At 68.3% G+C, this 23,310-nt stretch carries 25 protein-coding genes, 1 tRNA gene and 3 pseudogenes; 18 read left to right on the top strand and 11 right to left on the bottom strand.

Annotation, left to right across the window (positions count from 1 at the left end; translation table 11 throughout):
* Positions 1-8: 8 nt before the first annotated feature.
* Entirely contained in the window at positions 9-458 is a 450-nt protein-coding gene (locus tag E1294_RS08990) for a DUF5980 family protein (protein WP_132506709.1), read from the top strand.
* Positions 459-698: 240 nt separating this feature from the next.
* Here E1294_RS08990 and E1294_RS08985 read toward each other — a convergent pair whose 3' ends face one another.
* Positions 699-1,157: a hypothetical protein gene (locus tag E1294_RS08985; RefSeq protein WP_132506707.1), complete on the bottom strand. Its 459-nt coding sequence runs from the start codon at positions 1,155-1,157 to the stop codon at positions 699-701.
* A 35-nt stretch (positions 1,158-1,192) separates the two neighbouring features.
* Between E1294_RS08985 and E1294_RS57960 the strand changes: the two are divergent.
* Both E1294_RS57960 and E1294_RS52555 read left to right on the top strand, forming a co-directional pair.
* Positions 1,193-1,759: pseudogene (locus E1294_RS57960) on the top strand (HesA/MoeB/ThiF family protein); the annotation flags it as partial.
* Between the two features lie 151 nt (positions 1,760-1,910).
* Positions 1,911-2,192 (top strand): hypothetical protein, encoded by a 282-nt coding sequence (locus tag E1294_RS52555; RefSeq protein WP_165977177.1) that lies wholly within the window; start codon positions 1,911-1,913, stop codon positions 2,190-2,192.
* A gap of 27 nt (positions 2,193-2,219) precedes the next feature.
* Here E1294_RS52555 and E1294_RS08975 read toward each other — a convergent pair whose 3' ends face one another.
* On the bottom strand, positions 2,220-2,720 hold the full coding sequence (locus tag E1294_RS08975) for an ArsI/CadI family heavy metal resistance metalloenzyme (protein ID WP_132506705.1): 501 nt from the start codon (positions 2,718-2,720) through the stop codon (positions 2,220-2,222).
* A gap of 269 nt (positions 2,721-2,989) precedes the next feature.
* Here E1294_RS08975 and E1294_RS08970 point away from each other — a divergent pair, with 269 nt between their 5' ends.
* Both E1294_RS08970 and E1294_RS08965 read left to right on the top strand, forming a co-directional pair.
* Entirely contained in the window at positions 2,990-3,562 is a 573-nt protein-coding gene (locus E1294_RS08970) for a TetR/AcrR family transcriptional regulator (protein WP_165977184.1), read from the top strand.
* On the top strand, positions 3,555-4,859 hold the full coding sequence (locus E1294_RS08965) for a glycosyltransferase (protein ID WP_132506701.1): 1,305 nt from the start codon (positions 3,555-3,557) through the stop codon (positions 4,857-4,859). Before E1294_RS08970 ends, E1294_RS08965 begins: the two co-directional genes overlap by 8 nt.
* A gap of 32 nt (positions 4,860-4,891) precedes the next feature.
* On the opposite strand, the gene E1294_RS08960 is transcribed toward E1294_RS08965, so the two are convergent.
* On the bottom strand, positions 4,892-5,389 hold the full coding sequence (locus E1294_RS08960) for a WYL domain-containing protein (RefSeq protein ID WP_132506699.1): 498 nt from the start codon (positions 5,387-5,389) through the stop codon (positions 4,892-4,894).
* Positions 5,390-5,409: 20 nt separating this feature from the next.
* Here E1294_RS08960 and E1294_RS57085 point away from each other — a divergent pair.
* The 5 genes and pseudogenes from E1294_RS57085 to E1294_RS08940 form a co-directional block, all read left to right on the top strand.
* A pseudogene (locus E1294_RS57085) lies at positions 5,410-6,012 on the top strand (endonuclease/exonuclease/phosphatase family protein); the annotation flags it as partial.
* Complete coding sequence (locus E1294_RS57080) at positions 5,998-7,698, top strand: MFS transporter (protein WP_342775031.1); 1,701 nt, start codon at positions 5,998-6,000, stop codon at positions 7,696-7,698. The pseudogene E1294_RS57085 and the gene E1294_RS57080, both read left to right, overlap by 15 nt.
* A gap of 303 nt (positions 7,699-8,001) precedes the next feature.
* A complete protein-coding gene (locus tag E1294_RS54385) occupies positions 8,002-8,283 on the top strand; it encodes a hypothetical protein (protein ID WP_220447631.1) in 282 nt (93 codons plus the stop codon).
* Entirely contained in the window at positions 8,280-9,095 is an 816-nt protein-coding gene (locus E1294_RS08945; protein ID WP_220447630.1) for an SDR family oxidoreductase, read from the top strand. Before E1294_RS54385 ends, E1294_RS08945 begins: the two co-directional genes overlap by 4 nt.
* On the top strand, positions 9,092-9,958 hold the full coding sequence (locus E1294_RS08940; RefSeq protein ID WP_220447629.1) for a sigma factor: 867 nt from the start codon (positions 9,092-9,094) through the stop codon (positions 9,956-9,958). Before E1294_RS08945 ends, E1294_RS08940 begins: the two co-directional genes overlap by 4 nt.
* Here the strand turns inward: E1294_RS08940 and E1294_RS08935 are convergent.
* Positions 9,931-10,893: a GlxA family transcriptional regulator gene (locus E1294_RS08935; protein ID WP_425465197.1), complete on the bottom strand. Its 963-nt coding sequence runs from the start codon at positions 10,891-10,893 to the stop codon at positions 9,931-9,933. The two genes, E1294_RS08940 and E1294_RS08935, sit on opposite strands and share 28 nt — an antisense overlap.
* Before the next feature lie 125 nt (positions 10,894-11,018).
* Here E1294_RS08935 and E1294_RS08930 point away from each other — a divergent pair, with 125 nt between their 5' ends.
* Positions 11,019-11,894: an NAD(P)-dependent oxidoreductase gene (locus E1294_RS08930; protein ID WP_132506693.1), complete on the top strand. Its 876-nt coding sequence runs from the start codon at positions 11,019-11,021 to the stop codon at positions 11,892-11,894.
* Positions 11,895-12,051: 157 nt separating this feature from the next.
* Here E1294_RS08930 and E1294_RS08925 read toward each other — a convergent pair whose 3' ends face one another.
* A complete protein-coding gene (locus tag E1294_RS08925; RefSeq protein ID WP_132506691.1) occupies positions 12,052-12,435 on the bottom strand; it encodes a VOC family protein in 384 nt (127 codons plus the stop codon).
* Between the two features lie 377 nt (positions 12,436-12,812).
* Between E1294_RS08925 and E1294_RS08920 the strand changes: the two genes are divergently transcribed.
* Positions 12,813-13,280: an ArsR/SmtB family transcription factor gene (locus E1294_RS08920; protein ID WP_132506689.1), complete on the top strand. Its 468-nt coding sequence runs from the start codon at positions 12,813-12,815 to the stop codon at positions 13,278-13,280.
* 123 nt (positions 13,281-13,403) lie between these two features.
* Positions 13,404-13,790 (top strand): annotated as a pseudogene (locus E1294_RS08915) (transposase family protein); the annotation flags it as partial.
* A gap of 77 nt (positions 13,791-13,867) precedes the next feature.
* Here the strand turns inward: E1294_RS08915 and E1294_RS08910 are convergent.
* Genes E1294_RS08910 through E1294_RS08900 form a run of 3 tightly spaced genes read right to left on the bottom strand, consistent with a single transcriptional unit; the run spans position 13,868 to position 15,824 of the window.
* Complete coding sequence (locus E1294_RS08910; protein WP_132506687.1) at positions 13,868-14,746, bottom strand: alpha/beta fold hydrolase; 879 nt, start codon at positions 14,744-14,746, stop codon at positions 13,868-13,870.
* Complete coding sequence (locus E1294_RS08905) at positions 14,743-15,222, bottom strand: GbsR/MarR family transcriptional regulator (protein ID WP_132506685.1); 480 nt, start codon at positions 15,220-15,222, stop codon at positions 14,743-14,745. Before E1294_RS08905 ends, E1294_RS08910 begins: the two co-directional genes overlap by 4 nt.
* Entirely contained in the window at positions 15,219-15,824 is a 606-nt protein-coding gene (locus tag E1294_RS08900) for a helix-turn-helix domain-containing protein (RefSeq protein WP_132506683.1), read from the bottom strand. The genes E1294_RS08905 and E1294_RS08900 overlap by 4 nt, the downstream gene beginning before the upstream one ends.
* A gap of 440 nt (positions 15,825-16,264) precedes the next feature.
* Here E1294_RS08900 and E1294_RS52540 point away from each other — a divergent pair, with 440 nt between their 5' ends.
* From E1294_RS52540 to E1294_RS08890, 3 genes are all read left to right on the top strand, one after another.
* A complete protein-coding gene (locus E1294_RS52540; protein WP_165977183.1) occupies positions 16,265-16,411 on the top strand; it encodes a hypothetical protein in 147 nt (48 codons plus the stop codon).
* 7 nt (positions 16,412-16,418) lie between these two features.
* The gene (locus E1294_RS08895; RefSeq protein WP_132506681.1) at positions 16,419-17,696 is read left to right on the top strand and encodes an MFS transporter; all 1,278 of its coding nucleotides are present in this window, start codon (positions 16,419-16,421) and stop codon (positions 17,694-17,696) included.
* A gap of 628 nt (positions 17,697-18,324) precedes the next feature.
* Positions 18,325-18,969: a tyrosine-type recombinase/integrase gene (locus E1294_RS08890; protein WP_342775029.1), complete on the top strand. Its 645-nt coding sequence runs from the start codon at positions 18,325-18,327 to the stop codon at positions 18,967-18,969.
* Positions 18,970-19,147: 178 nt separating this feature from the next.
* Here the strand turns inward: E1294_RS08890 and E1294_RS08885 are convergent, their stop codons facing one another.
* Together E1294_RS08885 and E1294_RS08880 are read right to left on the bottom strand one after the other, a co-directional pair.
* Positions 19,148-19,711 carry a dihydrofolate reductase family protein gene (locus tag E1294_RS08885; protein ID WP_132506679.1) on the bottom strand — a complete coding sequence of 188 codons (564 nt, stop codon included), beginning with the start codon at positions 19,709-19,711 and terminating at the stop codon, positions 19,148-19,150.
* Between the two features lie 398 nt (positions 19,712-20,109).
* A tRNA-Tyr gene (locus E1294_RS08880) sits at positions 20,110-20,194 on the bottom strand.
* A 560-nt stretch (positions 20,195-20,754) separates the two neighbouring features.
* Here E1294_RS08880 and E1294_RS08875 point away from each other — a divergent pair.
* Together E1294_RS08875 and E1294_RS08870 are read left to right on the top strand one after the other, a co-directional pair.
* The gene (locus E1294_RS08875; RefSeq protein WP_132506677.1) at positions 20,755-21,246 is read left to right on the top strand and encodes a YajQ family cyclic di-GMP-binding protein; all 492 of its coding nucleotides are present in this window, start codon (positions 20,755-20,757) and stop codon (positions 21,244-21,246) included.
* A 138-nt stretch (positions 21,247-21,384) separates the two neighbouring features.
* Positions 21,385-21,858, top strand: a complete 474-nt coding sequence (locus E1294_RS08870; RefSeq protein ID WP_165977182.1) for an NUDIX hydrolase — start codon at positions 21,385-21,387, stop codon at positions 21,856-21,858.
* On the opposite strand, the gene E1294_RS08865 is transcribed toward E1294_RS08870, so the two are convergent.
* The gene (locus E1294_RS08865; RefSeq protein ID WP_246082891.1) at positions 21,833-23,305 is read right to left on the bottom strand and encodes a hypothetical protein; all 1,473 of its coding nucleotides are present in this window, start codon (positions 23,303-23,305) and stop codon (positions 21,833-21,835) included. The genes E1294_RS08870 and E1294_RS08865 overlap by 26 nt on opposite strands.
* Positions 23,306-23,310 lie beyond the last annotated feature (5 nt).

Raw genomic sequence — 23,310 nt, 5'->3', positions numbered from 1 at the left:
AGTCGTGCATGGCGCTCATGTGGGCGCTCCCAAACACGATCCACCGTGCCGCCAAGCTCGCCCTCGGCGCGCTGATCGGGCTCGTGCTCGCCCTGTCCAGCAGCACTCCCGCGTCGGCGTCGACGTGGGAACTGCGCCCGAACAACCAGCGTTTATGCGTCTCGTCGAGCCACGGCTACCCCCTGACGTACTTCGTGGCCTCGGTCATCGGCACGTGGTCGACGACCATCGAGACAAGTCTGGAGAACCTGCCTCCCGGCGCGACCAGCCAGGGCTCGCCGATCGGGCCTGGCAGCAACTACACCGACCGCGAAGACGGGTCGACGGTGCTGAACGTGTGGGTCTTTGTCGAGTTCGCCCCGCTCCCGGTCGGGACGTATCACCCGCGGATCACAGCCACGGACGGGACGAAGACCGAATCCTTCCCCATCACCATCGAGGCGAAAGAGTTCTGCTAGGGGTCGCCTGACTCGTCGCTGCGTCCCTTGGGCCTGCGGTTGGCGATCTGGCCGCTGTCCGGTCCACCTGGCCGGTCGCACAAGCCGCCCCGGCAGGGCCACCACCACTGACGCGCGCCTGCCGAGCCGTCCTGCCCGAGAGTGCAATGACCGACAACGGGGGGAGGAGCGCATCATGGCTCTCCTCCTCCGGCGGGGGCATCGGTCAAGCCCTCTCGATCCAGGGACCGGGAACAGCACTTAGTCGCAGAACCTCCACCTGGTGGTGGTGGTGCCGTAGATTCCTCCGCCGTAAATCGCCTTGATGGATCCCGTCCACCTGATGCAGGTGCCGGCGGCTTTGCCGCTGGCCGCCGCGTAGTGGGCGTAGTTACCCTCGTCCTTGATGGTCTCCATGCCCTGACGCTCCAGGACGGCCTCTGTGTAGCTGGCGACGCCGTCTGCCCGGCCGACCCTCAGGGTGACCACACAGTTCTCCCGATAGGTGCCGTTCCACAACACGTAGACCTCGCCCAAGGGCATGTTGTTCCGGTCATCCCAGAGATCCTCCCTGGTGAGCTCCGTGTAGGCGCCGTTCGGCCAACCGCACCCTTGCGCTGAAACGACGGCTTCGCGCAGGGTGTGGGCCGAGGCGGGCGAGGCAACGAACGTGATCGAGGCGAGCCCAAGGCCAAAAGCCACGCCGATACGCGCGAGCATGCGCCGGTACGTCCAAGACATAACAAGTCCCCCTCATGTACGGCTACATCCACTCCGGCAGGAGCCGCCCCCGTACGGCAGAGTCGCTCGTATGGCGGAGATCGCCGCATGGACGTGGGCCGATTCCCCCGCTGGCCTTGGCTTCAGCATGCCGCAGCACGTGCACGCTGTCCTTAACGGAGCGTGCACAGTTTTTTGATGCTGGATCCACTGCGACTCGTCGGGCACGTCCGGCGACGTGGACCGGTCCGCCGCCTCCGGCGGAGCTCACCGCATCCGAACTCGACCGCTACAGCCGCGGCGCCGCCTTCTACGAATGGGTGGACCCGCGGCCAGGTTCGACGCGCTGGGACCGTCATGTGCGGTTGCGCCGGGCGAGCGTGGTCCTGGCGGGGGTGGTCGGCACCGGCGGCAGCGCGGCGCTCGCGCTGGTCGCTTCCGACGTGGGGCGCCTGCACTGCGGGGAACCCGATGTCGTGGAGTTGTCGAACCTCAACCGGCAGATCCTCTACGCCGAGCGGGACGTGGGCCGTCCCAAGGTGGAAGCCGCCGTCGAACGCCTCCAGAGCCTGAACTCCGGCGTCGAGATCACCGGCGAGCGCGGGGAGATCTCCGGCCGGAGGACTTCACCCGCGTCTGCGCCGGACACGACCTCCTCGTGCTGGCCGGCGATCGACCGGCCGAAGTCAGAAGCTGGGCGAACGCCGCCTGCCTCGCGTCGGGCACCTCCTGGGTACACGCCGTCTCTTCCTGGTGCCGAGCACCGTGATCTGCCTGGCCTCGTTCCTGTTCGTGTCGTTGCCGATCACCGTGCGGATGGTGAGCCAGACGTACGGCAACCTGACACAGGCCACCTCGACGGCCGACCTCGCGGACGTGCTGGTGATCATCGCCTCGGTGGCGTTCTTCCAGTCCATCTGGGTCCGCGCCTGGTGGCGACGGCACGGAGAGCGCGTGCGCCCGCTGCTCCGCAGGCTGGGCGCGGCCGTCTCCGCCCGTCGATCCTCCGGTGGTGCGGGCGCCGGAGCACGATGATGTCGGGGAGTCATCCGGAACGGACCGTCAACAGCAGGGCGACGTCGGGGCCTTTGCGGTGCCCTGGGCAGTCTCGTTCGGCTGCTGCCCGTCGACCACCCCTTCGCCTGCCTCTGCGGTCGTGGTGCAGCAGACCGAGCCGGCTTGCCTGGTCAGGGTGTCGGCGTCGCCTTTGACCACGTACACCTCCCACGGCTCGGCTCCGGGGCCGTGGACCCAGACCTTGTCCTGGAGGGCGTAGCAGCAGGAGGTGTCGTTCTCCTCGAAGGTGGCCAGCCCGGCGTCCTTGAGCCGCTGGGTGGCCGCGTTGACCTGGGCGGTGTCCTCGACCTCGACGCCGAGGTGGTCCATGCGGGTGTCCTCGCCCTCCTCTCCCTCGATGAGCACGAGCTTGAGCGGGGGTTCGGTGATGGCGAAGTTGGCGTAGCCGGGACGGCGCTTGGCCGGTTCGGCGCCGAACAGCTTGGAGTAGAAGGTGATCGAGCTCTCCAGGTCGGCGACGCGCAGAGCGAGCTGGACGCGTGACATGACGATCTCCCATCTCGTGTTTCGACGAATGTCTAAGTAGTTTCGAGTCTGCACTCCTGCTTAGGAGCCTGTCAAATTAGAGATATGTCGAATCAGAGGTTTCCGGTGCTCGTTTTCGTTGCGCCCGGCGCCCGGGCCGCCGACGTTCTCTCGGACCCGAGCAAGTACGAGACCCTCCGGCGGAGGGCCTGACCTATTTCCGTTTGACTCGTGCCTCAATTGAATGTAGTCATGACTCTATGGAAAGCGAGGCCAGGCGTCCGTACCGTATGGGTGCGCGTGCCGCGGCCATGGAGGCCACGCGTACGCGCGTGCTGGAGGCGGCGGCCACGCTGTGGACGCAGCGGTGGTACGACGACGTCACGCTGCAGCACCTCGCCGATGAGGCCGGTGTGTCGGTGCAGACGATCGTCAACCACTTCGGCGGCAAGGACGAGCTGGCGGACGCCATGGCCGACCGGATGGCGTCGCAAACGGCGGTCACCCGTCAGGCGCCGACCGGTGACGTGGCGGCGATCGTGGCCATCCTGTTCGAGGACTACGAGCGGCACGGCGACGCGAACCTGCTCTGGATCGCGCAGATCGACCGTGTCCCGGCGATCGCCCGCGCGGCCGCTCAGGCGCGCGTCCAGCATCGGGAGTGGCTGGAGCGGGTTTTCGCCGACCGCCTCCCGGAGCCGGGCCCCGCCCGCGAGCACGCGCTGAACCTGCACTACGCCGCCACGGACGTCTACCTGTGGAAACTGTGGCGGCGCGACCTCGGCCTGTCGCGTGAGGACGCCGAACATGGCATGCGCGACCTGCTGACCTCGATCGACCCGCGGAAGAGGAACGATGAGTAGCGATTTCCTGTTCGCCACCTGGGCCGGGGGCGGAGCCGTGCCGCCCGTCCTGTCGGTCGCCCGCGCGTTGCGCGAACGCGGTCACAGTGTGCGGGTGCTGGCCGACCGGTCGCTGCACGAGGAGGTGGCCGCCATCGGAGTGGAGCCGATCGCCTGGACGACCGCGCCCCAGGGTGATCCCGCCGATCCGGCCACCGACGTCATCAGGGACTTCGAGGCTCGCACGCCGCTGGGCGAGTTCTCGCGGCTGAGGGATCGCATCGTCTGCGGCCCCGCGGCTGATTACGCGCGCGACACGCTGGCCGAGTTGCGTGCCCGCCCGGCGAACGTGCTGGTCGCCGAGCACCTGCTGCTCGGCGCTCTCACCGGCGGCGAGGCGGCCGGGATCCCCGTGGCCTCCCTGGTGACGACCCTGTACCCGTTCCCCACTCCTGGCGGGCCGCCTCCGGGGCCGGGCCTCGCTCCCGCCACGGGCATGCTGGGGCATCTGCGTGACCGAGTCCTGGCCCGGCTGGTCCTCAAACCGTGGGAGAGGGGATTGCCCGCGCTCAACGCCGCCCGCGTCGCCCACGGCCTGGCGCCGTTGGGCTCGGTCATCGACGCGTTCGACCGTGTCAACCGGCTGCTCGTGTTGTCCCCGCGTGTGCTCGACTACCCCGGCCGACGTTTCCCCGCCCACGTGCGGCACGTCGGCCCGCGGCTTGACGACCCGGCCTGGGCCGGTGAACTGGAGCTGCCGGCGGGTGACGCACCGCTGGCGCTGGTCGGCCTGAGCTCATCGTTCATGGATCAGCACACCGTGCTTGAGCGCATCGCCGAAGCCCTCGGCACGCTGCCGGTACGCGGGCTGCTGACCACCGGCCCCGCCGTGGACCCGGCGGCGGTCCGCGCGCCCGGCAACGTCCTGGTCACCAGGGCCGCTCCGCACGGCATCGCGCTGCGCCACGCCGCGGTGACCATCACGCACGCCGGCCACGGGACGGCCGTCAAGTCCCTGGCCGCCGGGGTCCCACTGGTCTGCATGCCGCTCGGCCGGGACCAGCGCGAGGTGGCACGGCACGTCGAACACGCCGGCGCCGGGATCACGGTGAGCAAGAGCAGTTCGCCCCGTACGATCGCCCGCGCGGTCGACCGGGTCCTGCACGACCCGTCGTACCGCCGCGAAGCGCAGCGCCTGGGTGTCGAGATCGCCGCCGAGACGGCCACTGACCGGGCAGTCACCGAACTCGAGGCCCTCGCCGAACGGGGAGCCGCTCGGAATCTCACCGCTCAGCGCCGGGGCGATGGAGACATGTGACGATGCGCCCCCGAGCAAGACATCACCGGCGATCACTCCGGGAGGCGGCCACGGAGATTTCGGAGACGGGCGATGATCTCCTCTGATGCCTCTACCAGGGTGAAGCCGGCGCCGAGCCCTGCGATCGCGACGACGTACTGTGTCGCCAGCTCGGCCGATTCCGCGCTGACCCTGACCGCGCAAGCATCCGGCCCGCGGGCCTCGATGTCGCCCGGCACGTGGACGAACAGCCGGGACCGCACCGCGTCGGCGCTCAGCTCGACGGTGAGCCGGGCCGTGTACGGGTACGTGGCGTCGGCGAAGGACCGGGTGAGATAGGCAACCGGGTCCGGCGCGGGCAGCTCACGCGGGGTGAAGCGGCCGTGCGCCGGCACGGGATGTTCAAGCCGGTCCACGCGGAAGGTGCGCCAGCCCGCACGGCCGGGATCGTAGGCGACCAAGTACCACCGGCCCTGGAGGGTGACCAAGTGGTGGGGCTCGACACGGCGCGTGCCGCCGTCCCTCGACCGGCCCAGGTAGTCGAAGCCCACCGGGCCCTGACCCTGACCTCGTCGCGCTGCAGGAGGTCGTCGACGGCGACGGGCGCCGGCAACTCGACGAGCTTCTGGAAGCTACCGGGCTGCATGGCACCCATCAGGCCGACGCGTTGGCCTACGCGCCGCCGTTCGCCGATCGCTATGGCGGCAACGCGGTGGCCACGCGCTGGCCCCACCGGGTGGTGGAGGTCCTCGACCTGCGCCTGGCGGGCGCCGGTGATGTTCCCTGGTGCACTCTGGCGGTCAAAGTCCCGCTCCCGGGCGAAGGCGACGTACTGTTCATCTCCGCCACCGCGTCCTGGCGGTTGGACGCCGAGGCCGTCCGCGAGCAGCAGGCCCTGGCGCTCAGTGACCTCGACGCCCGGCACCGCACCGACCTGCCCACCATTATCGCCGGCGATTTCAACGCCGGCTCCGACGCGGCCAGCATCCGCTACCTCACCGGCGGCCAGTCGATCTCCGGGCGCAGCGTCCACCACCACGACGCCTGGGGGGTCGCCGGCGAGGGACCGGGCCACACCTGGAACGTCGACAACGCCACCAACGCCGCCCTGGTCGACCAGATCGTGCGCCAGCCGGGGCACCGGCGCCGGATCGACTATGTGTTCACCGGCTCCTGGCACGCCCATCCCAGGCACGCTGCGAGATCCGGGCCGCGAGCCTGGCCTTCGACCAACCCACGGACGGTGTCTGGCCGAGCGACCACTACGGCGTCGTCGTCGACGTTGAGATCGCCAAGGACAGGTGACTCGACCGGGTCACCGCTTCCTCCAGGTCGAGTCGGCGCGCAGGTGACGCTGCACCACACCGGCCGGCACCGCCATGATCCGTTGGCCGGAGCGGTAAAGCCACCTGATCGAGAAGAGACAAGCCCCATCGGCCCTGGAGAAGAACCGCTGAGGCAGAGGACCGTCTCCGCACCTTCAGGGGATGCGCGGTTGAGGGCCGTCGGCCCTCGTGTTAGAAATGGCGGCTGGTCATCGGGTGGCCGAGGTCTGACAAGGGCGGTGCGTCGCGTGGCACGGGAAGGGGCGGACGAGAACGCGGGGCGGAGCGGCCGAAGGCGCTGGCCGCTCCTGACGGCGGTGGCGGTCGACTCACTGGGCACGGGCCTGTACCTCCCATTGTCGCTGCTGTACTTCCTCAAGGTCACCGACCTTGACCTGTCGACGATCGGCTTGCTCATCAGCATGACCACCGCGCTGACCCTGCCGGTGCCGATGGTCGTCGGATGGCTGGTCGACCGGCTCGGGCCGCGGCTGGTGGTCGCCGGCGGCCAGACGCTGCAAGGGGTCGGCTTCCTGCTCTACCTGACGGTCTCCGGAGCGGGTTCTCTGGTGGTCGCCGTCCTGGTGGCGACGGTCGGCTTGCGCGTCTACTGGTCCTCGGTCTTCACGCTGATCGCGGACCAGGCGGACACCGAGAGGTCGGACGCCAAGGACCACTGGTTCGCACGGGCCGGGATGATGCGGGAAACGGGCGTCGGCGGTGGCGCGCTGCTCACGGGTGTGGCGCTCACCTTCGACTCCGCGCGCGTCTACGACGGGCTGATTCTCGGCAGCGCGCTGGCGTTCCTGGCCGCCGCGTTGGTGGTCGTCCTCATGGTGCCGTCCACCCCGCACACCCTGCCTCCGGCCGACGGCCCCTCCGGCCACCGGGCGCTGCTGCGGGACCGGCCCTACCTCGCGCTGATCGGGACGTGCACGATCTTCGCCTTGTGCAGCACCTTCCTCGCCCTGTCACTGCCCGTCTACGTCGTCCAGGGCCTGTCAGGACCGGGCTGGGTGTCCGGCCCCCTACTGGCCCTGAACACCCTGCTGCTGGCCACCTGTACAGCCGCCCTCACCCGCTTCGTCCGCCGCCGCTGCACCCGCCCCCGCGCCCTTGCGTGGGCCGGCGGGCTGTGGACACTGTGGTGCGCCGCGTCCGCGGCGGCTGTCCTGCTGCCGTCCGACGCCCTGGTGCCCTTCCTGGTGGCGGTGGTGTTGTGCTACACCGCCGCCGAGATGATCTACGGACCCGCGTCGAACGCGCTCGCGGCGGACGCGGCACCGGCCGGGTCGCGGGGCACCTATCTGGCGGCGTTCCAGTACTCGTTCGCCGTCGCGAACATTCTCGCGCCCGGGCTGTTCGGCCTGCTCTTCAGCCAGGATCGGCTGCTCCCCTGGCTCGCCGTGGGCCTCCTCGCCGCGCTGGGAGCGGGGCTGATGCTCCGCCTGGAGCGTCGGCTGCCACGGGAGCACCGAACGCCGGAGCACAGGGGCAGCAACCCTTGGGACGGCGTGCCGGAAAGCACAGCGTGATCAGACTGCGGCTCAACCGCCGTTCCATCACGTCGTGCGGTTTCAGACCTGAACGTGGCTTGGCTCATGAATGAGCTGCGGAACGCGGGTCTCAGTCACTCAAGCCAGTCGGTGTCACACTTCGGCCGGACAACCTCGTCCAATAGGTATGAGGCTTCGCACCAAACGACTACTCGCCGCCGTGCTCGCGCTGCAGGCAGCCGGCCTCGGCGTGTGGGCGCAGTGCGCTCCTCACTTTTTCTACACCTCGTTCCCGCTGCCGGCCGGCACTGGGCGTCGGCACTGGGCCCCTACAACGAGCACATGACACGCGACACCGGTGGACTGTTCCTCTCGATGCTGGTCGTCAGCGCATGGGCCACCGCACGCCCGCGAGCGGAGACGATGCGACTGGCCGGGATCGCCTGGCTGGTATTCAGCGTCCCGCACGGCGTCTTCCACATGTTCCACATGGACATGTATGAAACGGTTGACAAGATCGCGAATATTGTCGGCCTGGGCGGGACGATCGTCGTTGCCGCACTGCTGCTGTTGCCCACCCGGTCACCCGTACCCGTCGAGGCGAATCGGATGAGCACGACGTGAAGATCGCGGTGGCCGGGGGCACCGGCTGGATCGGCAGATTGGTCGTGGACGCGGTGGTCGCCGCCGGCGACACTCCGGTGGTGCTCTCACGCTCGACGGGCGTCGACCTGACCACGGGCGCGGGTCTTCCCGAAGCGCTCCATGACGTCACGGCCGTGATCGATGTGAGCAATGTGGTCACCCTCCGCAAAAGGAGAGCGATCGCGTTCTTCCATGCCTCTACCACGAACCTGCTCACAGCGGGCGAGCGTGCTGGAGTCGTCCATCATGTCGCCCTCTCGATCGTGGGCAGCGACCGCGTGGACCTGGGGTACTACCTCGGCAAGCGGCGTCAGGAGGAACTGGTGCTCTCCGGCAAGGTCCCGGCAAGCGTGTTGCGAACGACGCAGTTCCACGAGTTCGCCGCGCAAATGCTGGCACGCGGGGGACCGGTCGTGCTCGTGCCCAGGCAGCTCAACCAGCCGATCGCGGCCCGAGAGGTCGCCGAAGCCCTGGTCGGCCTCGCTCGAAGGAGCACCCCCACCGGTCTCGCTCCCGAGCTCGCCGGCCCCGAGATGCACACGATGCCGGACCTGGTGCGCGGATTGCTCAGAGCGCGCGGCGAACGCCGCCTCGTCATGCCGGTGCGCCTGCCCGGTCCGGTCGGCGAGGCCATGGCAGGCGGCGGGCTGCTTCCCGCCGAGCCCGGACCACGCGGCAAGATCACCTTCGCCGAATGGCTCGGCGGCGATGCCAGGACCCCGGCGCCCGCCGCCCATGGCCGGGACCGCAACGCCGGATCCCACAACACCCCCGGATCGGATCGGCCGTGAACACCCGGGATGACGAACTGGCCGCAGCGTACGAGCAGGTCCGGCCCCGCCTCATCCGTGTTGCGTATGCCGTGCTCGGGAGCCGTGCCGAGGCCGAGGACGTCGTCTCCCATTGCTGGCTGCGCCTGATCGCCGCGGACGGACGCGAACCGGTCGTCAACGTGGAGAAGTTCGCCACGACCACCGTCGCCCGATCCGCCCTCGACACGCTGCGCTCGGCGCGCCGACGCCGCGAGCTCTACCTCGGAGCGTGGCTGCCCGAGCCTGCCGTCGAACTCGGCCCGACCGATCAGGACCCGGCCGACCGCGTCACCCTTGACGACACGATCAGCTACGCGCTCCTGGTCGTCCTGGAGACGCTGACCCCGGCCGAGCGCACCGCCTGGGTTCTGCACGACCTGTCCGGCATGACGCTCCTCGAGAACCGCATCAGCCGCATCGACATCGGCCGCGCCCCTGCCAAAGCTGCCCCGATCCCCCTCAACAGGACGGACCGCGTGATCCGCATCTCACGCTCCGGCACCTCCTCCCACCGGTGCCAGGAGCGACCGGCCGGCGCAGCGCCTCACCCCACCGTGAGCCGCCCAGGATGTCGGGCTCAGGCCGTGCTGCCGGCAGCGGCGCGGAGCAGGGCGGCGACGCTTCCCGGGAAGTCGGGCAGCATGCGGGCGCCGTCATTCCTCACCGCCGGAACGCGGAAGGTGCAGGCGATCCTGGGCCATTCCGGCAGCCGACAATTCCCGATGCCATCACCGCGCGTGTGCCAGGCCAAACGCCTACAGCAACTCCCCCAGCTGTTTGCGGTGTCCGGCTTGGCCTGGTCGACCGTTCGAGTTCACCTGGAGGAGGTTTCCTGCGTCTGACGGGGGAACGCGTTTCGGTAGTCGCTCGGTGAGATCCCGATCTGCCTGAGGAAGTGGTGGCGCAGGTTGTTCGCGGTGCCGAGGCCGCTGAGTTTCGCGATCTTCTCCACCGAGAGGCCGGTCTCCTCCAGCAGACTCTGGGCTCTGCCAAGACGCTGGTGAAGCAGCCATTGAAGCGGGGTTGCGCCAGTGGCCCGCTGGAGTCGTCGGTAGAAGGTCCGTGGGCTCACCATGGCTTGCCGTGCCAGCTCGTCGATGCTCAGTGGCTGGTCAAGGCGGGCCCGTGCCCAATCCAGCACGGACGCCAGCCCTTGATCGTCGGTCGCGGGCACCGACAGGTCGATGAACTGTGCCTGACCACCGGGCCGGTGCGCAGGTACCACCATCCGGCGGGCCAGTTGGTTGGCGACATACGCGCCGAGGTCGCGGCGGACCAGGTGGAGGCAGAGATCGAGACCGGCCGTCATCCCGGCGCTGGTGAGCACGTCACCGTCGTCCACATAGAGCACGGAGTCGTCGACCTGCACGTTGGGGTAGCGCTCGGCCAACGCGGCGGTGTGCATCCAGTGCGCGGTGGCCCGGCGGCCGTCGAGCAGCCCTGCCTCGGCGAGCGCGAACGCGCCGGTGCACAACGACACCATCCGGGCACCGGCGTCGTACGCACGGCACAACGCCGTTACCAGCTCCTCCGGTACGGGCTCGCCGTCCTCGACGACCTGTTCCGGCACCGAGGCGACGATGACCGTGTCGGCGCCGACGATGTCATCCAGGCCGTACCGGGTGCGCAGCGCGAACCCAGGCGCGCCAGCCGGCCCGTGCGCACGGATCCGACACATCCGCAGGTCGTACCACGGGTTGGCGAGGTCGGGCTGCGGCGTCCCGAAGACCGTGGCGGGGATGCTCACCTCGTACAGGTCCCAGAAGGCGACACCGATTTCTTCGGGCACGACCAGGGCGACAGAACCAGCGCTCACGGCCGTCATCCTAATGGCAGGAATTTGGTGCTACCCGACATCTGTGTCACTGGCCACCGTGGGCCCTGTGTCGCGAGCCTGGACGTATGAGCATCACACGGGAACCTGTCACCGTCATCGGACTGGGCAACCTGGGCCGCGCGCTGGCCGGAACGTTCCTGAGCAACGGTCATCCCACCACTGTCTGGAATCGTTCCACTACCAAGGCCGACACGCTGGTCGCGGGCGGCGCGACGGCGGCGGCCACGGTTGCCGACGCTGTCGCGGCCAGCAAACTGGTCATCGTCGCCTTGCTGGACCCACAGGTCACCAGGGAGGTCCTGGCCGACGCGGCCCAGGCCGTGCGCGGACACGCACTGGTGAACCTCACCTCCGGCGGCCCGCAGGACGCACGGGAGACGGCTGATTGGGCGGCCGAGCACGGCGCCGACTACCTCCATGGCGCCGTCTACGCGGTGCCCCAGACCATCGGCACCACCGAGTCGTCGATCAACTACAGCGGTTCGGCCATCGTCCACCAGCGCTGGCGGACCCACCTGGAGATCCTGGGCAAGGCCACCTTCCTCGGCACCGACGCCGGCCGTGCCTCGGGCTACGACGTGGCCATCCTCGCCGGGATGTACGGCATGCTCGGCGGCTACCTGCACGCCGCCGCCGTGGCACGGGCATCCGGCCTCGCCGCGACCGAACTCACCCCGATGCTGGTGTCCTGGCTCACGAGCCTGCTCCCGGCCCTCACCACGTTCGCCGGGGAGATCGACAGCGGGGATTACACCACCGAGGAGTCCAACCTGGCCATGAACCAGGCCGGACTGGACACGATCATCTCGGCCAGCACGTCACAGGGCGTCCCGGCGGCACTCCTCCTGCCACTCAAGGAGCTGATCGACCAGCAGGTCACCGCCGGGCACGGCACCGCCAGCCTCGCGCGAGCCGTTGAATCGCTCAGAAGCGTCGTGTGAGCACGCCCCGAAGGGCAGCCGGGCGCCCTGGCCCCGGATAAGCGCGCAGGTGGCGACCAGATCCCTGTCCAGGCAAGAATCGATCGGGCGCCCGCGTCGACGTCCGGCAGGGTCCCGGCGGCTTCGAGGATCAACCTTGATCGGGTACCGCTCCGGGTCAGGAGGACATCGCAGCACGATCTGACTCGCTGCGCAGGACGCAGAACTCGTTGCCTTCGGGGTCGGCGAGGACGACCCAGCCTGAGCCATCGAGTTTCCGGTGGTCGGCGACCAAGGTGGCGCCGAGGCCAAGCAAGCGCTCTACCTCCTCCTCGCGCGACGTCTCCGGACGCAGGCATAGGTGGATCCGGTTCTTGATCGTCTTCTTCTCCGGCACCTGGTTGAAGTGCAGCAGCGGGCCATCTGGCAACATCACTTGAGTCTCATGGTCACCCGACTTGTCCTCCGGATGCAGGGAACGGCCGGTCACCTCGCTCCAGAATCTGGCTAGCTCATAAGCATCCGCACAGTCGATCGCCACGTTCTGCAATACCGAGACCATGAGGGAGAGCCTGCCTGAGCGCCATCTCGCGCGCTACCGAATTCCGGCTGCCCCAGCCGCGTCCGCGCCCCACCCCGGTGACCATCGCGTCAGCGATGCAAGGCGCCTGCGGTGCATGGCCGCGTGCCAGATCCGCGCCAGATACCACGGGAAATCAGGGCACTCACGCAGGACACAAAGCGAGAGGCTCCGTCAGACCCCTGACCTCCGGGGTACGGCTCTCGCTTGTACGCAACGGGGAGATCATCCCGCGTATATCTCGGGAGGCAGCGGCGGCAGGCACGATCACGCCACCAGCCTCGACGCCACCAACGCGTCATTTCAAGATCCAGTAGACACCTTGAGCATCTTCACGTGCCGGTCTTACCGTCGTGGCCATGCGACAGATCGATGACCTGGACGTGTGCAAGGTCCTGACCAGCCGGTTCCGGATGAAGCTCTTCAGCCTCCTCTTCCGTATTGGCCCGGTCACGGTAAGCGAGCTCGCCAGACGGATGGATGCCGACCCGGGCCAGGTGAGCTATCACCTGCGGCAGATGCAGAAACATGGCTTGATCGAGGACGTGCCGGAGCTCGCCCGGGACAGCCGGGAACGCTGGGTGCGCTCAGCCATGGGCGGGTGGGTATTGGACAGGGACTTCGAAACCCCGGAAGCCAGAGCCGTGGTGCAGGCGTGGACTTCACAGTGGGTGATCGACCAGTTCGAGCGGCTGCGTGACTTCGAACGCACTCACATGACGCTTCCCGAGGACTGGCAGAACGCGGCTTTCGGAAGCAGCCGCCACCTACGGCTCACCAAGGATGAGCTCGCGCAACGAGGAGCTGGCCCGCGCTCACCTCAATGAGCAGCGAGCCGAGGCCGCACGCTTACGCATGATCCCACCGCGCTCGCGCCGGCCTGTTCTTCTGCGCCTCCGCGGCCGGTTCGCGATCGCCCTCCATCGCCTCGCCAACCGCCTCGAACCTGCCTGATCATCCATACGGAAATCTGTTCCAACCACACCCTGGCTCGCCTGGCCGAGCCCATCCGCATGCGGCGCGCCGAGCGCCGCTGCCGATGGCGGCGGTTGGACCCGGCCCAGCAAGCGCTGCTGGTCCTGGCCCGCCTGCGCAACGGCGACACCTACGCCCCGGTTGGCCTCCATCATCGTGGACGGCACGCTCGTTTCCCATCGACCGCCTCCCGACGAACGGGCCGTACTACAGCGGGAAACCCAAATAGCACGGGATGAACGTTGCAGATACTCGCCGATCCCGTGGAGCGGCTGGTGTCGACCTCGCCTGCTCTGCCGGGTGCCATCCACGACGTCACCGCGGCCCGGGCAGTGGGCCTGATCGACGCCCTGGCCGGCGCTGAGCTTGTTCTTCAACCTTCGGGATCGCGTTTGAGAAACGTGCGAAGAAACGCCACGGCGCAGCGCGACGCTGCTGTTCAGTTGCTGGTGGTGGTAGGGAAGGAATCCTGGGAGAGAAAGTCGCGGACGAGGGCGTTGACCCGGCGGTGACACTGGCGGTTCGCCCAGTGGCCGGCATCTTCCAGGATCTCGAGCTGGGAGCCGGGCACCTGCGCGGCGGCCGCGATGGTGGACGAGGGACGTACATAGACGTCTTTGCCGCCTTGGATGAACAGAGCCGGGCAGGTGATCTCACCCAGACGTGGGCGAAGGTCGACGTTGCTGGCGCGAAAGCCGATGGCGGTCTTCTGCCAGTCCGAGGAGTTGTTGCCGTGGAGACGTATATCTTCGACGTACTCGTCCACGATGGCGTCGAAGTCGTCGACCGGACCGGGCAGCAGAGTGTTCCGCATGTACCGTTCCACGCCCGCACGGGAGCGCAACATCAGGCTGGGCACGGTGGTGGTGAGGAAGCGACTGCGGGTCACGAGCCAGACCAGTTGCTGCACGACCGGGGGGAAGGAGAAGGTGATGGCTGGAGCCATCGCCACGAGTTGCTTCACTCGGCCGGGGTGTTCGATGGCGTAGGCCAGGCTGAGCGTGCCGCCCTGGGACTGTCCGACAAGGGTGACCTTTTCCAGGTCGAAATGGTCGAGGACGACGGTGATCAGGCGCATGAGCGCGGTGTGGTTGGCGATGCCGTTCCACGGCCTGCTGTGGCCCTGTTTGGGCCAGTCGAGTGCGAAAACGCGGTAGTCGGTGGCCAGGGCAAGAATGAGATGACGCCAGCTCAGCAGGGCGTTGTTCTGACCGCCGCCGCTGAGCAGGACGACGGGGGCTCCGCGTTGTCCTGCCGTGATGACGCTTAGCGGCCCCTCCGGGCAGGTGATGGCGGTGCGGTCGAAGGCTCCGGTCATGGGGAGGCTTCCCTTCTGCGGGTGTCTTGCCAGCGCCGAAGGACGGCGGGCAGTTCGGCTTCGAGGAACTGGTATAGCGCGTGGAGGTTGGCAAGGCGCTCGCGACGAGCAGCCGGTGCGCCGTCCAACGCGCGCAGGCCGCGCTCAGTGATCTCGCGAACGCCCGCGGCCTGCGCGTAGCGGCGCTCCAGCATCCGGCTCCAGCCATCGGCGGCGATGCGGTAGTAGGCGTGGCGGTCGCCTGGTCTGCGCACGATCTCGACCAGGCCGCTGGGGGTGAGTAGCCGGACGGCAGTGCTGATGGAACTGCGGCCGACCTGAAGGGTCTCGGAGAGCTGGGCTGGGCTCTGCTCCGGCGGGTCGCAGATCAGCAGCCAACCGATCACCCGTCCGGTGATTAGCGGCAGGCCTTCACGCTCGAGGTGCAGCGCGACGTCGTCCACGAAGGCCAGTTCGTCCTCGGTGGGTCGGTTCATGGTTCAAGATTACTGTTGTTGCAGTGCTGACTGCAACGACAGAAGCGAGGATTCAGAAACGAATCAGCAGCCAGGAGCGCACTTGCCAGTCGCGGAGGCCCTGTAGGAGCCTGTGGGTGCGGAAGCGGCCGGTGTTCACAGACGCGACCATTGGTTGCCCGTCTGGGATCTGAACGTGCGCGCTGGAGCCGTTGATCGCGTATCCACGCCGCGACCGTGTCGCCGTCTTCCTGGAAGAGCCGGTGCAAGTGACTGACCGAGATGTGATGCGCCGCGGCGACCGACCGCGGGCTCAGCTCGGGGTCGTGCAGATGGCGCAGAACGGAAGCGCGTAGCCGCAAGGTCAGGGCCTGCCGGCCACCGGCCGTAGGCCCGGTAGAGATTCGACGATTCTGGCGAAGCACGCCGTCACCAGATCCACCAGCACCAACCCGAGCCGCTGGCCGGAGCGATAGCTTCTCATCGGACAGATCCTCAATGAACCGCTTGAGCAGCCCGCTCACACCGCCCTCCACCGGCATGGCACGCCCGAGCACCTTGTCCATCACGCCCTCCCGCAGCGGCAGCAGTGCCTTGGGGATGGCGACCAGAGCCAGCTCCACTCTCTCGCTCCCGTCGTACCGAAGGCACAACTCATCGAGCCGAGCGAGGTCATGTGCGTAGAGGTCCCCAGTGCTCCACTCGAAACGCGCCACTCGAACGCCACCTGTCGACGCTTCGCGCATGATGTGTGGACCCTCACGGATCGACCGGCTCGAAGCCGACGCCGGATAGTGGAGCGATGCGAAACCTCCGAATCGCCGCGAGTCTCGCCGCGCCGGGGCTGCTACTCGTAATGTCAGCCGCCATCCCCGCTCAGGCCTCCGCCGTACAGGACCGCCCCTGCTTCCGGGAGATCATTACTCCGGCCTCTGGCCACGGCGACGCGTCCTGGGGCTGCCGTCATCGGCGCTCGCCGAAGGCGACGCTCCCTCACACATGGAAAGCCACCCGGCCGGTCTGCGTAATGCTTCGCGCATACACGCCGCGAAAGGTATGGAACGTGACGCGCGAGTGCGGCCGGACCGGCGCCTTCAGGGTGCCCTGGCGCGTGTCCGAGCCGACCAAGTCCCGGGCCGGGGTGACCGCCGGCGTTTACGAACAGGGCAAGGACGCGATCGTCCACTGGGTCTCGGTTCTCGAGAGGTGACCCGGTAATGGTCACCTTCTCCGATCTGTTTCGGGTCCGGGAGTTCCGGTACCTCTACCCGGCGTACGCGCTGTCGTATTTCGGTGATCAGTTTGCTGGGATCGCCGTGGCAGTTCTGGTCTTCGACAAGACCGGCTCAACGCTGGTTACCGCGGTGGCACTCGCTGCGGCGTTCTTGCCGTCCGCGCTCGGGCCCGTTCTGGGTTCGCTCGCCGACCGGCTGCCCCGCCGCGGCCTCCTCATCGTGTGCGACCTGGCTCGGGCAGGGCTCGTCGCGCTGCTGGCCGCGCCCGGCATGCCGGTCGGAGCGGCCATCGCGCTGCTGTATCTGGCACACTTGTTCACCCCGCCGTTCACCGGCGCACGCGCCGCGCTGATGCCCGAAGTGCTGGACGGCGAGGCGTACATCAGGGGCAACGGGCTGACCAACCTGACTCATCAGATCAGCCAGGTAGCCGGATTCGCCCTCGGCGGCGCGGCCGTGGTTCTCATCACGCCGGTCGGCGCGCTGCTGGTGAACGCGGCGACCTTCGCGCTGTCCGCGGCGCTGATCTGGCGCGGCGTTCGGCCACGCCCCGCGCCCGCCGCCGACGGGACGTGGTCCCCGTTGAGAGACGCGCGGGCAGGCGTTCGATACGTCTTCGGTGACCCGTGGCTGCGAGCGTGCCTTCTGCTGGTCTGGCTCGTACCGGCCTTCGCCTTCGGCGCCGAGGCCGTCGCCTACCCGCTCGCCCACGAACTCGGCGGCGGCCCGGAACTCGCCGGCGTCATCATGGCCACGATCGCGCTCGGCTACGCCACCGGGGCACTGCTGCTGACCCGATGGACTCCGCCTGCCGTACGCGATCGGGCACTGCTTCCACTCGCCGCGCTGGCGGGGGCCGCGCTCCTGCCCTTGTTCGCCCAGCCGCCCGCAGCGGTGGCGCTCGCCCTGCTGTTCTGCTGCGGCATAGGGTGCTCATTCAGCACCCCGCTCAACGCGGTGTTCATACAGCGGGTCGCACCCGCCTACCGAGGACGGGCCATGGGCGTCGCGATCGCCGGCCTCACCGGCGGCCAAGGCGGCGGATTCCTGCTGGCCGGTTGGATCTCCGGGCTCGGCGTGCCTGCGTCGGCCACGGTGGGCATCTGCGGCGCGCTCGCCCTGGCAGTCGCGCTCGCCTGCGGCGCCGCCCCCGCGCTGCGCCGCCCGGCACTCGAGGTCACGAACGGGTCAGATCCCCCAGCGCCTCCCGTCGGAACTCGCGCGGCGACATACCGTAGAACGCGCGGAAGGCACGGCTGAAGCCCACGACCTGGCCGACCCCCCCACCGACCGGCGATCTCACGGATCGGCACATCGGCCAGCGCGGAATCGGCGAGATCCCGGCCAGTACGGCCCAGCCGCTAATCCCGTATCCACGCCGCCACCGTGTCGCCCTGTTCCAGGAACGGCCGATGCAGACAGCTCACCGAGATATGGTGAGCCGCCGCTGGCCAGCCGGGGTGAAGGTCTGCTGTGTGCGATGAGGTCCCTGATGAAGCCTCTGAGCAGCCCGCCTACCCCGCCGGTCGCGGGAACCCGCCGGGCGAGCACCTGATCCATGGTCGCCTCCCGCGCCCACCCCACCTCACGGTGAAGGCGCCGCGCATGAGTGAGGCGAGTTGGACCACGTCGGTCTCTCACCCGGCCAGGAGTCCATCGTGAGGCGCACGGACCTGCTTCACACCCAGCCAGGCAGGCCGAGATCGATGCCCCGGATGTTCTCCCGGAAGTCACCCGCTTCGGAAATCGTTTCGCAAATGCTGTTGCTCACGGCCCACGCAATGCGTATCGACGCTGGTCCGCGTCGCGGGCCGTAGCCGCCACAAAGGGGTGCGCTTATCTACGCCATGCAGCCGGAAACGGACTCGAGACGGTAGACCCTCGCGTTGTGGTGAATCCGCGCCAGGCGCAAGAGCTGCTGACCGCGGTGACCTACGTAGGCCGACGCGGCAGAGGCCGGCGACTCATGGCCCTCTTCGCCTGCATCTACTACGCCGCCCTTCGACCGGCGGAAGCAGTGGGCCTTCGTGTCCAGGACTGCCACCTACCCGCCTCAGGCTGGGGACGGCTGACGATCGACGTGTCTCGACCCCAGGTCGACACGCAGTGGACCGACGCAGAGGACGCACACGAGGAACGCGGCCTCAAGCACCGGGGCAGACAAGACGTCCGACCGGTGCCCGTCCCTCCCGAACTGGTCAAGATCCGTCGCGACCATATAGCCGAGTACGGAACGGCCAAGGACGGCCGGATCTTTCGCAGCGACCGTGGCGGTGTCGTCGCCTCGACGGCGTACACGAAGGTGTGGCAGGCCGCTTCACGCCCGCTCAGGGCCGCCTCTCCGCTCGCCAAGCGTCCCTATGATCTCCGGCACGCGGCGGTGACCCTCTGGCTCAACGCGGGCGTGTCAGCCCCGGATGTGGCCGAACAAGCGGGCCACAGCGTTGACGTCCTCCTGAGGGTCTACGCCAAGTGCATCGACGGCCAACAGGAGATCACCAACCAGCGGATCGGCGAGGCACTGGCGGCGTGATACGCAGCCAACCCACAGGGCACGGGACACCAGCCAGGGGCCCTTAGCCGTTCCATGACTCGCTCGCACTGGCCGGGTTTGGACCTGCGGCCCCGTGACCCCCAGTTGCTGTACTTCTCGGCTGTACCGTGCGCCCCTTCCTTGGGTGGCCCGAAGCGGGGGATCCGAGGTTGGGTACTCAGCGCCTGGTCTCGTACCTGGTCAGGAGTACGCCGTCGGGGAACGTCCGGGTCTCCATCAGGGTCAGGTTCACCCAGTTGTCCAGGGCCGTAAAGAACGGCGTGCCGCTGCCCAGCAAGACCGGTGCGGTGACCAGCACGTACTCGTCGATCAGCCCGGCCCGCGTGGCCGCTGCGGCAAGTGTGGCGCCGCCGATGTCCATGTGGCCACCGTCCTCGGCCTTGAGCCGGGTGATCTCGGTGACCGCGTCGCCGGTGACCAGGCGGGTGTTCCAGTCGACCGTGCTGGTCGTCGAGGAGAACACCACCTTCGGCATGTCTCGCCAGCGGCGGGCGTACTCGATCTCCGCCGGTGTGGCGCCAGGCTGCTGGTCGGCGGTCGGCCAGTGGGAACTCATCGTCTCCCACAGTTTGCGCCCGTACAGCGCCAGGCCGGTTGCCCCCACCCGGTCGGACCACCACTGGAACAGCTCGTCGCTCGGTACGCTCCATCCGAGGTCGTTGCCGGGCGCGGCGATGTAGCCGTCCAGGCTCAGGTTCATGCCGAAGGTCAGTTTCCGCATGGCGTCAGCCTCCTGTGAGTCGGTACTCGGCGTACAGACCAGCACGGCGCGGAAAAGTCATTGGTCAGGCCACTCCCATCTACGCCGAAGTACCGGAGCAGGTGGGACAGGGCGCGCGGACGAGCGTACGCGCGTACGCGCGGGCCTGGAGTGCCCGAGGTGGATAACCGACCCTCGGGGACGACAGGTGGGACAGCCGGGCAGGTCGCGCGCACCGATCTGATCCCAGTCAAGTGCGCTACCCAAGTCCAAATCGGCACCCGACCAGCGGAAACGCCGTCAAGATCATTGCACGTATATTGGTGGGCCACCGACATACGGTCGCTCTCGATGGCATCTGGCTGCGTACCCACAAACGCAGAAGAGGCCCCGTAGGGCCTCTGAGCTGCGCTTACTGCTGGTGGCAGGTGCAAGGTTCGAACTTGCGTAGGCTGAGCCGACGGTTTTACAGACCGCTCCCTTTGGCCACTCGGGCAACCTGCCGTGTCTTCCGCTCTCGCGGCGACAGACAGAAGGATAGCGGACTTCCGAGGTGTACGTGACACCGGTTTGTCCCGGACCGGACCCCGGTCGCGTGCCACACAGGCACTGGCCGGTCCTCCGGCGCGTGCAACATCCTCCGTCTGCGGTCGTGTCGTGTCGGGACGCCTCCGGAATGGCCGTCGCGACGCTCTGCGAAAGGCCTCGGGACGTTCTTCGACAGGACTGTGGGGAACGCTGACGCTCTCGGGAGAGCTAGAAGGCGTCACGGGCGCGGGTCGCATGGAGCTCCGTTGAAACGGGCCGCGTCAACCTCCGTGGAAACGCCGTATCGACCTCCGCGGCCGTATCGACCTCCGCGGGAACGCCACACGGACCTTCGTGGAAGCGGGTCGCACGGGCCTCCGTGGAAAACGGGGTGAAGTGTGTGGTGGGGGAGCAACGGGTTGGGGTCCTGCACGGCGGGCCGATGCTGGCTAGGCTCGTGCGCTGGGTCCGCGCCTTGGCGTACGCCGTACCGGCGGGATCCGGAGAGTGCTGTCGCAGGTGAGAGGATGGGTGTTTTGGCTGATTCGTCGTTCGACATCGTCAGCAAGATCGACCGGCAGGAGGTCGACAACGCTCTGAACCAGACGGTCAAGGAGCTCGGGCACCGCTTCGACTTCAAGGGCACCGGGGCGGCCATCAGCTGGTCCGGGCAGGAGAACATCGAGGTCAAGGCGAACAGCGAGGAGCGGGCCAACGCCGCACTCGACGTGTTCAAGGAGAAGGTGGTCAAGCGGGGGCTGTCGCTGAAGATTCTCGATGCGGGCGAGCCCAAGCTGTCGGGCAAGGAATACCGCATGCTGGTCGCCCTGAAGGAGGGCATCGACCAGGAGAACGCTAAGAAGATCTCGAAGATGATCCGCGATGAGGGGCCCAAGGGGGTCAAGGCGCAGATTCAGGGCGAGGAGCTTCGGGTCAGTTCGAAGAAGAAGGATGACCTCCAGGACGTCATCGCGCTGCTCAAGGGCAAGGACCTGGACATCGCCCTGCAGTTCGTGAACTACCGCTAGTTCGCGGGCGTGGAACCGTGACGGCTCTGGAGGTGGCTGAGGGGCTACCCGGGGCACATGGCTGGGCGCGGCGTTCTCGTACGAGGGCGGCGTGGCCCCTCCTGTGCCCCGGGTCCGGCCCGCATATGCTCGGTTGCCGTGACGAAGATCCCCCTGCGCCGCTTTACGGCACGTGCCCTGCCCATTGATGATCACGACCGGGTTCTCCTGCTTCACGGTTTCGATCCTGTTCGCCCGGATCAGCCGTTCTGGTTCACGATCGGCGGCGCCGCCGAGGGCGGCGAGACCTTGCAGGAGGCGGCGGCGCGGGAGTTGTTCGAGGAGGTCGGGATCCGGGCGGATGTGAGGGAGTTCACCGGGCCGTACGAATCCAGCGTGATCGAGTTCGAGTGGTCCGACTACGCCATCACTCAGGATCAGACCTTCTTCGCGATCAGGGTCGGATCCGACGCGGCGGTGTCGTTCGAGCACATGGAGCAGATCGAGAAGGACACGACGACTGCCTACCGGTGGTGGAGCGTGGCGGAGCTCGAGGGCACCCGCGAGGTCTTCTTCCCGAAGAATCTCGCGGAGATCCTGCAGAAGATCACTGCGGGCGAAGGACGCGCGTAGCGCCCGCGATCAGCGCCGTCGCCAGGATCCAGCCGCAGACGATCAGCCCGTACGCGAGCCACTGCGTCCAGCCCGCCGGGTCGAACATCTCCCGTTGCCCGAACGCCGGGATCGGGAGCAACAGGTCGAAGCTGTAGGCGAACGCGTTGAAGTCGGGGCTCTCGGCGGGTTTGAGGGCTCTCGGCGGGTTGAGTGCGAAGACGACCGTTCCGACCGCCAGCAGGAGCGTGAACCACATGCCGGCCAGCCACGGCCGGTAGCCGTACCCGACGGCGGTGTCGAGCAGCCGCCCCCAGATCCGGCCGCCCAGCCCCTGCGTCTGCCGCCTGGCGCGCAGCTTGGCGAGCTGGGCGCGGCGGGCGAGCGCGTCGTTGCCGTCGCTGAGGTACCAGGCGGCCAGTTGCTCGTACGGCTGCGGCCGGAACCCCTCCGGATCGCGCGTGACCCACTCGATGCGCCGGGCCACGCCCGAACCGCGCAGACGGTCGTACGTGAGGCCGTTGAGGCGGAGTTTGTCCGGCCAGGTGTCGGGGTTGTCGTGCAGGGTGCCGACCGTGGTGTGGGCGAGCGTGACGACGCCGTCGATGGGCTCCGACGGCGTGAGTGCCAGCTCGCGAACCTCCATGTTGCTCGCGTGGAGTGCGTAGCGGGTGTCGGGGCTCCTGATGATGCCGCCGAACGCGAGCGTGCCGTTGATGCGGGCGCCGCGTAATCGTACGCAGCCGGATGCCTGGAATCCGCCGGTGCAGCGCATGCTGTCTTCGACGACCATGTTGTCGGCGGTCAGGGCGTCCTTGCCGGGATTGCGGAGGGTGGCGCCGTCGAGGAAGAACCCCCCGTTCAGGCGGGAACCGACCAGGCCGACCCCGCCGGCGAGGTCGGCGTTGCGCATGTACATGCCGGAGTCGACGACAATGGAGTTCGCGTAGAGTGCCCACTCGCCGTCGTCGGACACCACCTTGGTGCCGCCCAGCCACAGGCCGCTCTCGAACTGGGCCCGGCTCACGCGGACGGTGCCGGTGACGTGGGAGCCCGAGAGGCTGAGGTGGCCTGCGACCCGCATGCCGCCGCCGCTGAGGCCCGGGAAACGGCAGTCGGTCAGGCGTATGGTGCGGGTGGCCGAGCCGGTGAGCTGGATGGATTCGTCCAGATGGCAGCCGCTCAGGACGAGTTCGTACGGGATCGTGCCGCCGACGATCGACAGCCGGCCGGTGATCCTGGCACCGCGCAGGCGTAAGGCCGGCGCGGCGCCCCCGCCGTCGTCACGGGCGCCGAGCAGCAGCCGGGTGATCACTTCGGCCCTGATCGTACGGTCAGGTCCCCAGGTGTGGCCGTCGGTGGGCGCGTTCGCCCCTGCCGTGCGGTCGGCGCCTATCTCGAACGGGCCCAGCTCGACGAGCCGGCCCGTGGGGAAGGCGTTCCAGAGTTTGCGCTCTGCCTTGCTCAAGCGTG

It is taken from the genome of Nonomuraea diastatica (genome assembly GCF_004349015.1).
GTDB lineage: Bacteria > Actinomycetota > Actinomycetes > Streptosporangiales > Streptosporangiaceae > Nonomuraea > Nonomuraea diastatica.
Note: the sequence above shows the minus strand (reverse complement) of the source record. Positions and strands in the feature narration are given on the sequence as shown.